This window comes from Paenibacillus antarcticus, from assembly GCF_001637225.1.
Taxonomy (GTDB): domain Bacteria; phylum Bacillota; class Bacilli; order Paenibacillales; family Paenibacillaceae; genus Paenibacillus_AQ; species Paenibacillus_AQ antarcticus.
Genome location: NZ_LVJI01000003.1, coordinates 57971 through 71553, shown reverse-complemented (window position 1 = coordinate 71553; position 13583 = coordinate 57971). Strand labels below are relative to the sequence as shown.

The following is a 13583-nucleotide window of genomic DNA, read 5'->3' as shown; positions in this document are numbered from 1 at the left end:
GTATCTAGTTTTCAGGGATTCAATCTCTGATTCATGAATAATCTGGAGAGATACCCAAGTGGCTATAAGGGGACCCTCTGCTAAGGGGTTAGACTGTGTAAACGGTGCGTGGGTTCGAATCCCACTCTCTCCGCCATTGATTTTTTCATGAAATATGTAAATGTTGTTTATTGTGGCGGTGTAGCTCAGCTGGCTAGAGCGTACGGTTCATACCCGTGAGGTCGGGGGTTCGATCCCCTTCGCCGCTACCATACATATTACATACCCAGGAGGCTTAGCTCAGCTGGGAGAGCATCTGCCTTACAAGCAGAGGGTCGGGGGTTCGATCCCCTCAGCCTCCACCATTTTTATTGAAGTTATGAATGTTAGATTTGCCGTTGTAGCTCAACTGGTAGAGCAACTGACTTGTAATCAGTAGGTTGGGGGTTCAAGTCCTCTCGACGGCACCATTTTTATCAAAAAGTGTGGAACCGTGGTGTAGTTGGCCTAACATGCCTGCCTGTCACGCAGGAGATCGCGGGTTCGAATCCCGTCGGTTCCGCCATTTTTAATTATGAACACAATATGTGGCTCGGTAGCTCAGTCGGTAGAGCAAAGGACTGAAAATCCTTGTGTCGGCGGTTCGATTCCGTTCCGAGCCACCTTTTTATTTCGGAGGATTAGTGAAGTGGCTAAACACGGCAGACTGTAAATCTGCTCTCTACGAGTTCGGTGGTTCGAATCCATCATCCTCCACCATTAGTACGAGCCATTAGCTCAGTCGGTAGAGCACCTGACTTTTAATCAGGGTGTCGAAGGTTCGAATCCTTCATGGCTCATCAGTAGCGTTATCAAAGAAGTCATCAACCTTTACAGGTAGATGGCTTTTTTTGTTTGTTCTTCTCTTTGGTTTGTTCTTCTTTTGGGTCTGAATATGTTACTATATGAAGAAAAAGGTAAAGTGGTAGGTGATTGCCCATGATGGATATGGAGACATTACGTCAAAAGTTGCAACAAATTGTAGGTATTCCTCTAACAATTAAAGAACTCAGCAAACAGGATTCCAGCTCTTTTTTTAATTATAAGAATAGTACGCTCATGGATTCTGTTGTGAATGAAGGCGAAGTGTGGTTTCCTTTGTATAGTAGAGAGGGCAGAATGTCTGTTTTAGCTGGAGAGTTGAATGCGTTAAGTTTAGAAGAAGTTCAATTTATGGAACTGATCCTAAGCAACGTAAGGGTTCAAATGCAACAATCTTTATCTCCTCAAGCTGAGGAAGAGAGAGAAGTTAGGAATTTAAGTTCATGGATTCACTCCGAGTTAGAGTCAGGGAGATTGGAAAGTTATATTCCAGATAATATATTAATTAAGAAGCGTATGGTCACAGAGATGGTACCTTTATTGCTGGTATGCGAAGGGCTCCATTTACCTGATATTCCATATTTTCAATTAAAAAGATTGTTAGTTAGCTATTTCGATGGAGATGTTATACTGATTCCACTGAAAGAATATGAGTGGTTGATCTTAGCACATAAGGATTTGGTCTCAGGATCTACGGATGAGAAGGATGAAGAATTAGAGGAAACAGAAGAAGAGATATTATCTGCGTTCACGTTAGGCTTATATGAATTGGTAGCTAGTGAATGGGTTGGGGTGTTCCATTTATCAGTAGCACCTTCAATTGATCCTATGAACACGTTGCCAGTTACGGTTGCCATGCTGAGGGAAACGATTGTTCTAGGTAAAACTTTTCATATTACAGAGCATATTCATTTACCATGGCATTTAGTGCTAGAACGCCTTGTTAGTAGTATCCCAGACAATCAACGTGGCCGCTTTCTAGAACAAGTAGGGGATCATTCCGCTCTGTTTACTGACACAGAGACACTGTCAACTCTAGAAACCTTTTTTCAACTAGATTGTAATGTTAGTGAGACAGCCAAGAGAATGTACATTCATCGCAATACGCTTCTCTATCGTTTGGATAAGATAAGGAATGAGACTGGACTTGATGTTCGGAGTTTTGGTGATGCCGTTCTAGTTAAACTCACAATCCTATTGTATAAAGTGACGAAAAGGAAATAGGTTTTTTGTGCAGTTTGTGGATAGCTAGTCATGACGATGTTCGGTAATATAAGAATATAAAATGTATTCGATTTCAATAATACCACTTAGGGGGAAATTATAATGGCTGGAGTACGCTTAGAGAATATTTCAAAGAAATACGCAGGTGCCGATAAAGCAACAGTAGAAGCTATTAACCTTGATATTGCTGATAAAGAGTTTTTGGTTCTAGTTGGACCGTCTGGTTGCGGTAAATCCACAACTCTTCGTATGATCGCTGGTCTGGAAGAAATTACGGATGGTAAGCTTTATATTGGAGACCGTGTTGTAAATGATGTAGCTCCTAAAGATCGCGATATCGCGATGGTATTCCAATCTTACGCCTTGTATCCTCATATGAGTGTGTATCAAAATATGGCATTCGGTTTGAAACTTCGTAAAGTGAAAAAAGAAGAGATTGACAAAAAAGTTCGTGATGCAGCTAAAATTCTAGATATTACACACTTGCTTGATCGTAAGCCTAAAGCACTTTCTGGTGGACAACGTCAACGTGTAGCTCTAGGACGCGCAATTGTACGTGATCCACAAGTCTTCTTGATGGATGAGCCTCTTTCTAACTTGGATGCTAAACTTCGTGGTCAAATGCGTGCTGAAATTACTAAACTAGTTAAACGCCTTGAAACGACTTGTATTTATGTAACGCATGATCAAACAGAAGCAATGACAATGGGTGATCGTATCGTAGTTATGTACGACGGTATCATTCAACAAGCAGCTACACCAGAAGAACTGTATAACAGCCCAAATAACCTTTTCGTTGCAGGATTTATCGGATCTCCTACAATGAACTTTATCAAGGGTACATTGAGTGAATCAAATGGTTCTGTACGCTTCCGTGCTGATGGCTTGGATGTAGAAGTTCCAGGTGGTAAAGCTCAAATCTTGAAGAACAAAGGTATGATTGGTAAAGAAGTAATTATGGGTGTTCGTCCTGAAGATATTCATGAAGAGCCTGTATTCTTGGAAGCATCACCAAACACAATCTTCTCATCAACTGTAGATGTTACTGAGAACCTTGGACATGAAATGTTGCTATACTTGAGTGGATTAGGTAAAGATACGGTTATTGCTCGTGTAGACGGACGTTCTACTACTCGTGATGGTAACACGGTTCGTTTGGCTGTTGATATGAACAAAGTTCATATCTTCGACATCGAGTCTGAACTTAATGTTCTAATCTAGGATTAATAAAAAGCGAATGTTGTATATAGAGAAACCGCCCTTGAGGGTGGTTTTTTTATGATTTGTTATCCAATTCATTGTTGAGTTCAGAGATCAAGAGGCAGTGATTGCATTCGGTAGCGATTTCATTTACGATGAATACATTGGCGCAAGGTCATATATCTTGGGAATCAGTCTAAAAATAATAGATAGATAGAATGAACTAAAGACGAACCCTATAATCATATTCTGATTAGTATCTAAGGCGTTTGGTAAGTGTAAACTTTGGTTCAATTTGCAGAATAGTTTGATGAAGGGATGATGTGTCATGGGTAAGAATGTTAAAGTTTCTGAATTAGTGCAACAATTTCAGCTAGAAGTGATTGCTGGGGAGCATGGTCTCAAACGTACCATTACCGTGGATGACTTGAATCGACCTGGACTAGAAATGGCTGGATATTTTGAATATCATCCTCAGGAACGTGTTCAATTGCTTGGTAAAACAGAATTAGCTTTCTTTGAAATGTTAACGGCACAAGAGAAAATAGAACGTATGCGTCGAATCTGTTCTGATCTGACCCCATGTTTCGTGGTCACTCGCTCACTTGAAGTTCCTCAAGAGCTAATTGATCTTAGTAATGAGAAGAATCTACCCGTGTTACGTAGTAGTATGTCTACAACGACATTATCGAGTAAAATCACAGGGTTTCTGGAGAGAAGGTTAGCACCTACAACTACGATTCATGGTGTGTTATGTGATGTATATGGTGTAGGAATGCTCATTACAGGAACCAGTGGAATTGGTAAGAGTGAGACGGCATTGGAGTTGGTGAAAAGAGGACATCGTCTGGTCGCAGATGATGCAGTGGAAATTCGTCAAACATCGGATAGTCAGCTTCACGGTTCTGCTCCTGAACTGATTAGACACTTACTAGAAATACGTGGAGTAGGTATCATTAACGCCATGACTTTGTTTGGAGCAGGTGCTGTACGTAATCATAAACGGATTACGCTAGTCGTTAGGCTAGAAGCTTGGCAGCAGGATAAACAATATGATCGTCTTGGATTAGATGAAGAGACAACACGAATTATTGACACAGATGTTCCACTGGTGACGATTCCAGTTCGTCCTGGTCGTAACCTTGCTGTTATTATTGAAGTAGCTGCTATGAACTATCGATTGAAAAAAATGGGACTAAACGCTGCGCTTCAATTCACAAACAAGTTAACGGCGACTATAGCAGAAGAAATGGATGATATGGATTAGGAGGGGTTCAATGGAAACGTTATTACTCGATCCGATTGCAATCTCGATAGGATCATTAAAAATTCACTGGTATGGCCTGATCCTAGGGTTGGGTGCTTTAGTGGGCCTTATGCTTGCGATTAGAGAAGGTAAGCGATTTGGGATATCTTCAGAATTCTTTATGGATCTCTTATTAATGGGAGTTCCCTCCGCTATTATTGGAGCACGGATATATTATGTTGCTTTCAAATGGGAAGATTATAAAGATAATCTATGGGATGTCTTCAAAATATGGAATGGTGGTATCGCCATTTATGGAGCATTAATCGGTGCGATCATATTTGCACTCATCTATACCCGACACAAAGGGTATAAATTTTGGAGAATCGTTGATATTTGTGCCCCAGGACTCATCGTTGGGCAAATCATTGGACGATGGGGAAATTTTGTTAATCAAGAAGCCTATGGTGGCCCAGTGGAACAATCCTTTTTGCAAAACAAGTTACATTTACCAGATTTCATTATAAATCAAATGAATGTGCAAGGGGTGTTCCATCATCCGACCTTCTTATATGAATCTCTTTGGAATCTTGTAGGTTTAGGCATATTGTTGGTTCTACGTCGGCAGAAATTTTTGCGAAGTGCAGAGTTATTCCTTTCTTACTTAATATGGTACTCGATTGGAAGGTTCTTTATTGAAGGACTTCGCACGGATAGTTTAGCTTTTCAAGGTCCAGAGTGGTTGGGTTCATTAATAAACGGTCTTTGGAGTCCTATGAAAGCAATGGGGTTTGACTATGGTAATTTGGATGTTTCCTATGGAAATGTAAGAATATCTCAGTTGTTGCCGATCTTCATTCTTATTGGTGCCGTGGCGTATATTATATATCGTCGTGTATCAGGCAAAGCAACAGAACGTTATCTTGACCCTATCGTGTCCACAAAAATAAGTGTAGATACGATGCCCGAAGTAGCCTCTACAACTAAAGTGACGAAGAAAGTAATTCCCTCGGAACCCGTCGTATATGAGGAAGAGGTCCCAACTGAGGATAAAAAGGAGTAATCGACAGCATGATTGACACGATACTATTCGATCTAGATGGAACGATTATAGATACGAATGAGCTTATTATAACGTCCTTTATACACGTGTTAGAGAAACATGCTCCAGCCCCTTTTACAAGGGAACAAATCATACCTAAAATGGGGATGACCTTGGAGCAACAGATGCAAAGTTTCTCTGGTGTTGAAGATGTGAGTCATTTCGTTCAAGCCTATAGAACCTATAGTGAAGTGGTTCATGATGATATGGTTCAGCCATTCCCTCAAGTGGTAGAAGTGATTGAGGCGCTACATCGTAAGGGGATTACGATGGGTGTAGTCACAACGAAGAATCGTCCAGGGACTTTGAAAGTGCTGGAGATGTTCGGACTACTGAAATACATGAAGTCTATTGTGACAGTGGTTGATGTACAGAATCCTAAGCCTCATCCTGAACCTGTTCTTAAAGCATTGAAAGATCTGGGTTCTGATCCTCGTAAGACGTTAATGGTTGGAGATAGCCCTGTAGATATTCAAGCGGCCAACGCTGCTGGTGTATGGTCAGCAGGTGTATCTTGGTCGCTGAAGGGTGAGGATGTGCTTAGGGAGTATAATCCGAACTATATACTACATACCATGAACGATTTATATCCTTTGGTAGAACAGGAGTAAGATGAAGTGAGAAAGGTAACCCGATATCCGGTGGAAGGTCCGAATGCGCTGTGGCAGATTTACAGAACGGTCAGTCCCTGGAAAGGGGTCAAGAATTTCATCTTTATTCAAGTCGCCCGTTACTGTCCTATCCTTCAAGTGAAGAACTGGATATACCGCCATATGTTAGGGATGAAGGTAGGGAAACATACCGCCTTTGGTCTAATGGTGATGGTAGATGTTTTTTTTCCAGAGAACATATCTGTAGGGGATAATTCAGTAATTGGATATAATACTACGATTTTGGCGCATGAGTACCTGATTAAGGAATACCGGCTTGGCAATGTAATTATTGGAAATAATGTGATGGTAGGGGCTAACTCCACTATCTTGCCAGGGGTAACAATCGGAGACGGTGCTATCATAGCAGCTGGATCTGTTGTACATAAGGATGTGGCGGCCTACACCTTCGTAGGCGGTAATCCATTACGTGAATTAAAGACTTCGAAGTCAAATAATGAAGATACGGAAACGGAAATAACTTCTAGTTAAGAAAACTAAATAACTTCTTATGTAGCGAGCCCAGAGTAAATGACTTTGGGCTTTTTGTTATATAAGTTCAATATGAGTTTAATTGATGTAATGAGAAAAAATTAGTTCGAGGAGGACCTGTAAGGAGATATATTTTATTAGAAGGAGAAGTTAATGTGACCTTAATTAAAAAAGAGCGTCTGCCTCAGTTGGATGTGTTCCGCGCTCTAGCCTTATTAGGTGTTCTTAATGTACATGCCTCGTCTTATGCTGCAGGGGTACAGGCCTTATCCTCACCATTTTATTATGTATACAATTTTATGAATATATTTTTTAAATATGGTACTTCATCATTTATATTTTTGAGTGGATTTGTGTTGTTCTATAACTATTACGAGCGTCCAATAACCATTAGGCTGATTTCTCGGTTTTATGGACGGCGACTGTTATATATTATTTTGCCATATCTTATCGCGTCTACGGCATATTTTGTATATAGTAAATATACGTTGGGACAGTTGAACAGTAGGCCTTATGTGGAGCTATGGCTAGAACTACGGACTGCTTTGTTAACGGGAACTGCATATACGCATTTATATTTTGTGTTTATTAGTATTCAGTTCTATATTTTGTTTCCTTTTATACTAAAATTACTTCAATCGAAACGTTCGTTCGTACGATGGGCGATACTCATAGGAATTGCACTACAATGGGCGTTTGTATTGTATAATAAGTACAATTTACATCTCCTTAATAAGGGGAGTTATGCCATTACATACTTGGCTTATTATATGATGGGTGCTTATATTGCGATTAACTTTGGCAGAATAAAGTCATGGTTGATGAACCCATGGGATCTTTTGACGGATGGACAGAAATTATGGACGGTTACCCTTTGGGTGAGTTGGTTAGCTTCGGCCTTCGTTCATGTTCAATTATGGTATTATACGCGGACAACGGGGAATACAGTCGGTAGCCTATGGTATGAACTCATTTGGAATGTGCATTCGATGTTATCTGCACTAGTCCTATTGCATGCCACTTTTGTAATATACAGAAAGCTATTTAGTAAAGGTGTGGCCTTTCTTACGAGGATGGGGGAGTTGTCATTCGCTATATATCTTCTGCACCCATTTATTCTCGCTCAATATCGTCGATTCCGGTATCAAATTTCACCAGAATCTATAGGATATCTTATCTTTATATTGGGTGGGTTATTTGTAACCTTATTTCTAAGCTGGGGTATTATACAATTTTACTTCAAAAGAGTCTCGTGGTCTTGGGTGTTTCTTGGGAATGTTCCGCGTTCTTTATCGCCAAAAGCAAAGAAGCTCGCCAAACAGGTTAAGAAACAATCAACTGAATTGAGTTCTTAGGGGTTCCCCCCATTGACGATATTGAATTATTCATGTTAAAATAGCAGAAATTCTTTACTTTGGTAGCATGGTAGATCGTTACCGTACTAAAGCGTTCGATAAGTTAAATGATAGTACTCTCTAAGTCGAGGTGAATATAGTGTCAAAGCCAAAAGGGTTTGAAAAACCGACTGGTGTTCGGGATTATCTTCCGTACGCAGTGAAGAAATTACGTAAGATTGAACGCAATGTATTGAAGTGTATGGATCGTTGGGGATATCAGCAGATTATGACACCCACAATGGAATATTACGATACGGTAGGTGTGGCGAGTTCTACATCAGACCAGAAACTATTCAAATTGCTCAATAATCGAGGTACGACCTTGGTGCTTCGTTCGGATATGACGGCACCAATTGCTCGGGTGGTATCTTCTCTTCTGAAGGAAGAGTCCTTACCGATTCGCTTATCTTATCATGCTAATGTATTCCGTACGATTGAAGAGGAAGCGGGTAGAGAAGCTGAGTTCTTCCAGACGGGTGTTGAGTTAGTAGGCGATGATTCAGCGGAAGCGGATGCCGAAGTGGTTGCACTTGCGATTGAATCGTTGAAATCTGCTGGGGTGTCTTCTTTTAAAATCGCTATGGGACACGTTGGATTCCTCCACGGGTTATTCGAAGAGATTGTTCCCGGTCGAGATGATGATCAGGAGTCATTGAAGGAAGGCCTCTTACGCCGCGATTATGTGGGATTCCGTAACACCATTCGTCAACTTAATTTAACTGAAGCACAGGGAAGTGTTCTTGATGGTATTGTACGGTTGCGTGGAGGGAAAGAAATTTGTGAGCAAGCATTGAAGTTAAGCTCTAATACACAAGCTAGGGCATCGATTGATCATTTATGTAAGGTATGGGAAGTTCTTGAGGCCTATGGGGTGTCGGAACATGTACTGATCGATCTCACGATGATTGGTGATTTCTCGTATTATACAGGTATGACTTTCGAGGGTTATGCGTCAGAGTTAGGGTTTCCGGTATGTAACGGAGGGCGTTATGATAATCTATTACAACAATTCGGGCGAGCTATTCCTGCGACAGGATTTGCACTCAAGACAAATCGGATTCTAGACGGTGTACAGGGTATACAAGATACAGAAGAAAAGCGAGTATTAATCCAGTATGATACAGATCGAAGACAAGAAGGGCTTGCAGAAGCTGCTAGACTTCGCAGTGAAGGATGTATTGTTGTTACCGAGTTAGTTGGTGGTGGGAAGTCAGTATCAGCGGAGCAGAATGTAAATAATGAAGAAACAGGATATAGTGATGTTATCCATTACATGACTAAGAAATGATACATATTAAAGGATAAGGAGGGGAAAAGCACGTGGGAGAAATACTAAAGGTGGCAATGCCAAAGGGACGTATCTATACGAAGGCAGCAGCCTTATTTCGTCAAGCCGGTCTAGCTATTCCACTAGATGTGGATGATTCACGCAAATTGGTAGTTCCATTACCAGAGATGGGCATGGAGTTCATTCTAGCCAAACCGGTGGATGTACCTACATATGTAGAGTATGGGGTAGCTGACATTGGTATTGTAGGTAAGGATGTTCTGCTTGAAGAGGATAGAGATGTGTATGAGCTATTGGACCTTGGAATTGCACGTTGTCGAATGTCTATCATTGGGCTCCCCAATTGGGAACCAGGTATACAGCAACGCGTGGCTACGAAGTATCCTAATGTTGCATCCCAATATTTCCGTGAGCAGGGACAACAGGTTGAAGTCATAAAGCTGAATGGATCGATTGAGCTAGCACCGTTGATTGGATTAGCTGATCGAATTGTGGATATGGTGGAAACGGGTCAGACGTTGAAGGATAATGGGCTCGTGGAAATGCTCAGTATTTTTGAAATATCGAGTCGCCTGATCGCAAACCGTGTGAGTTATCGCATGAAGAACACTCAGATTCAAGAGTTATGTGATCTTCTACAAAAGGTGATTCCTGTACCCGAAATAAAGATAAAATAATAAAGATAGATAACAACATAGGTTAAAGAACAAGAACAGCATTGACAGAAAAGTAGAGTACGCTTATTGGGAAGGAACGAGTGAGGATGAAAATTGTACCGATTCAGGAGTTTGATCTGAAACGTGAAGTGGATTATGGTACGCCGGAGCAGAATGCGACTGTCAAACAAATCGTAAGTGATATCAAAATCGAAGGCGATGCTGCACTCCTACGTTATACTGAGAAATTTGATCGGACGGTGCTTTCTTCCGAACAATTAAGGGTTACGCCTGAAGAGTTGAAAGCGGCATATGAACATGTAGAACCATCATTTGTTAAAGCTATTACGGCTGCAGCAGCTAATATTAGGTCGTTCCATATGAGACAAAAGAGAAACTCTTGGATGGATCTGCAACCGGATGGAAGTATTTTGGGACAAATTATTCGGCCGCTCAAACGAGTAGGTGTCTATGTTCCGGGTGGTAAGGCAGCATACCCATCCTCTGTTCTTATGAATGTTATTCCAGCACAAGTGGCTGGTGTACCGGAGATCGTCATGGTTACACCACCGGGGACCAATGGTAAAGAAGGAATTGATCCTTATATCCTTGTGGCAGCTGCTGAAGCGGGTGTGAATGAAATTTATCGCGTTGGTGGAGCACAGGCCATTGCGGCTTTGGCTTATGGAACGGAAAGCATCGCCCCTGTAGATAAAATATGTGGACCAGGAAATATATATGTAGCACTAGCGAAACGTGAAGTGTATGGAGCCGTCGATATAGACAGCATTGCTGGACCGAGTGAGATCGTCGTATTGGCCGACGATAGTGCTGACCCGGTTTATGTAGCCGCAGACCTATTATCGCAGGCAGAGCACGATGAGATGGCCTCAGCCATTCTCGTGACACCATCCCAAGCGTTCGCCGAGGCGACTTCAATCGAAGTGACAAGGCAGTTGGCCTTGTTACCACGTCGAGATATTGCAGGTGCTTCGATTGAAAATTATGGTGCCATCATTGTGGTGGATTCTATAGAAGAGGGAATATCCGTTGTGAACCGGTTAGCTCCTGAACATTTAGAGATCGTTGTAGAGGATCCTATGTCTTATGTAGGTAGCATAGAGAATGCAGGGGCTATCTTTCTAGGTCCTTATAGCTCCGAACCTGTAGGTGACTACTTCGCGGGTCCTAATCATATTATTCCGACGAATGGCACGGCCAGATTCTCTTCCCCTGTAGATGTGGATGATTTCATTAAAAAATCGAGTATGATCTATTATAGCAAAGAGGCGTTATTACAGAACGGTGCCATGATTATGGAGCTTGCGCGCCATGAAGGATTAGAAGGTCATGCTCGAGCGATTGAGGTTCGGCTTGAAAAGGAAGGTAGGGGTAATGATGGACAATAATATTAATGAGAACTTGCGTACGGCAAGTGTTAGTCGAGCAACAAATGAGACGAATATCTCACTTTCCTTTGGCGTAGACGGTACTGGAATTTCGGAGATGGAGACGGATGTTCCTTTCTTGAATCATATGTTGGATTTATTCACGAAGCATGGACAATTTGATCTTAAGGTAAAAGCTACAGGTGATATTGAGATTGATGATCACCACACGGTTGAGGATATCGGGATTTGCTTAGGACAGACCATTCGGAAAGCACTAGGTGATAAGCGGGGAATCAAACGATATGCGAGTGTCTTTGTACCGATGGATGAGGCTTTGGCGCAAGTCATTATTGATGTGAGTAATCGCCCTCATTTCGAATACCGTGCAGAATATCCATCATCCCAAGTGGGAAGTTTCTCAACAGAGCTAGTGCATGAATTTCTCTGGAAGCTTGCGCTTGAAGCTCGCATCACGTTGCACGTCATTGTTCATTATGGTCAGAATACACATCATATGATTGAGGCAGTATTTAAAGCGCTAGGACGTGCGCTAGACGAAGCGACGAGTATTGATCCGCGTGTGACAGGTGTGCCTTCCACGAAGGGAGTGCTGTAACACGTGGCAATTGCGATTGTGGATTACGGCATGGGGAACCTGCACAGCGTGAGCAAGGCCGTTGAACGGCTTGGCTATGAGACGTTCATCAGTAGCGATGAAGGCGAGATTCTAGCCGCAGACGGGGTGATTTTGCCTGGTGTCGGCGCATTCGGCGATGCGATGGAGCATCTACGTCAGAGCTCGCTTGATGTGACCGTGCAGAAGGTAGCGGCAGGTAAGCAACCGCTACTTGGAATCTGCCTCGGTATGCAGCTGCTATTCAGCAGTAGTGAAGAGCATGGCACGCATGAAGGGCTTGGTATTCTACCGGGTTCGGTAGTACGCTTCACAGGTGGCGACTACAAAGTGCCACATATGGGATGGAATAAGCTTCAGTATCGTGAAGAGAACAGTCCACTATTTACAGGACTTGTGGAAGGCTATGTATACTTCGTACATTCCTATCATGTTCTTCCAGAAGTGAAGACGGATGTTCTGGCTACGACGGACTATGGAAATGATGTAACGGCGATTGTGGGCCGTGATTCTGTCTTCGGTATGCAGTTCCACCCTGAGAAGAGTGGGGAGCTTGGCATGAACCTGTTGCGGAATTTCTTGAAACTTACGGGTAAACCTTCGAAAGAGGTCCGTTTTTAGAGATTGTTAATGATCATAAATGTTTCATAAATATAGGTTGAGAAGAAAGTGGGGCTAGTGAAGGATGTCTTCTTTTATCATCTATCCAGCGATTGATATACGTGATGGGAAATGTGTAAGACTGGTGCAAGGGGATTACAATCAAGAAACGATCTATAATGATAGTCCTTTGAAAGTAGCGAAGGCATGGGAAGAGCAAGGTGGAACATACATACATCTAGTGGATTTGGACGGGGCTAAGGCGGGACACCCTGTGAATGATGCTATTATTGGTGCTATAGCTAAGGGAGCAAACGTACCGGTGCAAGTCGGAGGCGGGTTACGTACGATAGAGGATGTAGAAAGACTATTAGCACTTGGTGTAAGCAGAGTTATTATTGGTACTGCAGCTATCGAGGATCGTCCTTTTACAGAAGCTGTATTGGGCAGATACGGAGATAAGGTAGCCATTGGTATTGATGCAAGAAATGGTTATGTTGCAACTCGGGGTTGGCTTGAGACTTCCGAAGTTAAAGCAGAAGTATTGGCTAAGGAGCTAGCATCTAAAGGGGCAGAAACGTTTATCTTTACAGATATTTCTCGAGATGGAATGATGCAAGGGCCGAATGTTGAGGCTATCCGTGCTTTAGCTGTGAGTAGCGGTCGTACCGTTATTGCTTCAGGAGGCGTTACAGTCTTAGATGATCTTCTTAGTCTTAGTGCGTATCACCATGAAGGTATAGGTGGAGCTATCGTAGGTAAGGCATTGTACACGGGAAGTGTTGATCTGGAAACAGCTGTACAAGCGATTAAGAAACAGGGATAGCAAGGAATGGGTGTGGGATGTCAACCTGCGCCCTTTC

At 42.2% G+C, this 13583-nt stretch carries 13 protein-coding genes and 8 tRNA genes; all 21 read left to right on the top strand.

The window, feature by feature from the left end; genetic code table 11:
* The first annotated feature begins 44 nt into the window (after window positions 1–44).
* Window positions 45–136, top strand: a tRNA-Ser gene (locus PBAT_RS04400).
* Window positions 137–174: 38 nt separating this feature from the next.
* Window positions 175–251, top strand: a tRNA-Met gene (locus PBAT_RS04395).
* Between the two features lie 17 nt (window positions 252–268).
* Window positions 269–344 (top strand) — tRNA-Val (locus PBAT_RS04390).
* Window positions 345–373: 29 nt separating this feature from the next.
* Window positions 374–449, top strand: a tRNA-Thr gene (locus PBAT_RS04385).
* Between the two features lie 17 nt (window positions 450–466).
* Window positions 467–544 (top strand) — tRNA-Asp (locus tag PBAT_RS04380).
* A 24-nt stretch (window positions 545–568) separates the two neighbouring features.
* Window positions 569–641, top strand: a tRNA-Phe gene (locus PBAT_RS04375).
* A gap of 12 nt (window positions 642–653) precedes the next feature.
* Window positions 654–738, top strand: a tRNA-Tyr gene (locus PBAT_RS04370).
* A 7-nt stretch (window positions 739–745) separates the two neighbouring features.
* A tRNA-Lys gene (locus PBAT_RS04365) sits at window positions 746–818 on the top strand.
* Window positions 819–957: 139 nt separating this feature from the next.
* Window positions 958–2064, top strand: a complete 1107-nt coding sequence (locus tag PBAT_RS04360) for a PucR family transcriptional regulator (protein ID WP_246168323.1) — start codon at window positions 958–960, stop codon at window positions 2062–2064.
* 102 nt (window positions 2065–2166) lie between these two features.
* A complete protein-coding gene (locus PBAT_RS04355) occupies window positions 2167–3285 on the top strand; it encodes an ABC transporter ATP-binding protein (RefSeq protein WP_068646958.1) in 1119 nt (372 codons plus the stop codon).
* Between the two features lie 307 nt (window positions 3286–3592).
* A complete protein-coding gene (gene hprK / locus PBAT_RS04350; protein ID WP_068646955.1) occupies window positions 3593–4531 on the top strand; it encodes an HPr(Ser) kinase/phosphatase in 939 nt (312 codons plus the stop codon).
* Window positions 4532–4541: 10 nt separating this feature from the next.
* On the top strand, window positions 4542–5573 hold the full coding sequence (gene lgt / locus PBAT_RS04345) for a prolipoprotein diacylglyceryl transferase (protein WP_068646953.1): 1032 nt from the start codon (window positions 4542–4544) through the stop codon (window positions 5571–5573).
* 8 nt (window positions 5574–5581) lie between these two features.
* Window positions 5582–6223, top strand: a complete 642-nt coding sequence (gene ppaX / locus PBAT_RS04340) for a pyrophosphatase PpaX (RefSeq protein WP_068646952.1) — start codon at window positions 5582–5584, stop codon at window positions 6221–6223.
* A gap of 6 nt (window positions 6224–6229) precedes the next feature.
* Entirely contained in the window at window positions 6230–6754 is a 525-nt protein-coding gene (locus PBAT_RS04335) for an acyltransferase (protein ID WP_068646950.1), read from the top strand.
* Window positions 6755–6909: 155 nt separating this feature from the next.
* Complete coding sequence (locus tag PBAT_RS04330) at window positions 6910–8109, top strand: acyltransferase (RefSeq protein WP_068646948.1); 1200 nt, start codon at window positions 6910–6912, stop codon at window positions 8107–8109.
* A 139-nt stretch (window positions 8110–8248) separates the two neighbouring features.
* Window positions 8249–9439: an ATP phosphoribosyltransferase regulatory subunit gene (locus tag PBAT_RS04325; protein WP_068646946.1), complete on the top strand. Its 1191-nt coding sequence runs from the start codon at window positions 8249–8251 to the stop codon at window positions 9437–9439.
* Between the two features lie 32 nt (window positions 9440–9471).
* A complete protein-coding gene (hisG, locus tag PBAT_RS04320; protein ID WP_068646944.1) occupies window positions 9472–10116 on the top strand; it encodes an ATP phosphoribosyltransferase in 645 nt (214 codons plus the stop codon).
* 86 nt (window positions 10117–10202) lie between these two features.
* Window positions 10203–11504, top strand: coding sequence for a histidinol dehydrogenase (gene hisD, locus PBAT_RS04315; RefSeq protein WP_068646942.1), 1302 nt, complete (start codon window positions 10203–10205; stop codon window positions 11502–11504).
* A complete protein-coding gene (gene hisB, locus PBAT_RS04310) occupies window positions 11494–12102 on the top strand; it encodes an imidazoleglycerol-phosphate dehydratase HisB (protein ID WP_068646970.1) in 609 nt (202 codons plus the stop codon). Before hisD ends, hisB begins: the two co-directional genes overlap by 11 nt.
* Before the next feature lie 3 nt (window positions 12103–12105).
* Window positions 12106–12741, top strand: a complete 636-nt coding sequence (gene hisH, locus PBAT_RS04305) for an imidazole glycerol phosphate synthase subunit HisH (protein ID WP_068646940.1) — start codon at window positions 12106–12108, stop codon at window positions 12739–12741.
* A gap of 64 nt (window positions 12742–12805) precedes the next feature.
* Window positions 12806–13546 carry a 1-(5-phosphoribosyl)-5-[(5-phosphoribosylamino)methylideneamino]imidazole-4-carboxamide isomerase gene (gene hisA / locus PBAT_RS04300; RefSeq protein ID WP_068646938.1) on the top strand — a complete coding sequence of 247 codons (741 nt, stop codon included), beginning with the start codon at window positions 12806–12808 and terminating at the stop codon, window positions 13544–13546.
* Window positions 13547–13583: the final 37 nt, after the last annotated feature.

What these genes read in the sequence shown, in the direction of transcription:
- PBAT_RS04360 (WP_246168323.1), top strand. Translation starts at nt 958, where the DNA reads ATGATGGATATGGAGACATTACGTCAAAAGTTGCAACAAATTGTAGGT.
- PBAT_RS04355 (WP_068646958.1), top strand. Translation starts at nt 2,167, where the DNA reads ATGGCTGGAGTACGCTTAGAGAATATTTCAAAGAAATACGCAGGTGCC.
- hprK (WP_068646955.1), top strand. Translation starts at nt 3,593, where the DNA reads ATGGGTAAGAATGTTAAAGTTTCTGAATTAGTGCAACAATTTCAGCTA.
- lgt (WP_068646953.1), top strand. Translation starts at nt 4,542, where the DNA reads ATGGAAACGTTATTACTCGATCCGATTGCAATCTCGATAGGATCATTA.
- ppaX (WP_068646952.1), top strand. Translation starts at nt 5,582, where the DNA reads ATGATTGACACGATACTATTCGATCTAGATGGAACGATTATAGATACG.
- hisD (WP_068646942.1), top strand. Translation starts at nt 10,203, where the DNA reads ATGAAAATTGTACCGATTCAGGAGTTTGATCTGAAACGTGAAGTGGAT.
- hisB (WP_068646970.1), top strand. Translation starts at nt 11,494, where the DNA reads ATGGACAATAATATTAATGAGAACTTGCGTACGGCAAGTGTTAGTCGA.
- hisA (WP_068646938.1), top strand. Translation starts at nt 12,806, where the DNA reads ATGTCTTCTTTTATCATCTATCCAGCGATTGATATACGTGATGGGAAA.